The sequence below is a fragment of the Neisseria sp. P0001.S005 genome, from assembly GCF_051963715.1.
In genome coordinates this window covers 1-233 of record NZ_JBQCTZ010001091.1, presented here as the reverse complement: position 1 = coordinate 233, position 233 = coordinate 1, and the positions used below count along the sequence as shown (strand labels likewise).

At 57.9% G+C, this 233-nt stretch carries 1 protein-coding gene; it reads right to left on the bottom strand.

Annotated elements, in window-relative coordinates; all coding sequences use genetic code 11:
- On the bottom strand, nucleotides 1–233 hold a 233-nt coding region (locus ACTHSP_RS24170; RefSeq protein WP_440347242.1), incomplete at both ends, for a cupredoxin domain-containing protein.

Sequence of the window (233 nt, the reverse complement as noted above, 5' to 3'; positions counted from 1 at the left end):
GATAAACCCGGGGCGATGTTTTCACGCTCGTCCACCACCATCACGCCTTTCAGGATTTCCCATTCCAGCTTGCGGCCGCTGTCGTTTTTAATGTTGAACACGACTTGGCCGCTGGGGACGGTCAATTCCATCGGTTCGCAGGCAGTATCGTTCACACCGATATTGACCGAACCGTCGGCATTGGCGGCAGCGGATGCGCCTGAAGCGGCAGGCGCGGCTTTTTCGGCTTCAGG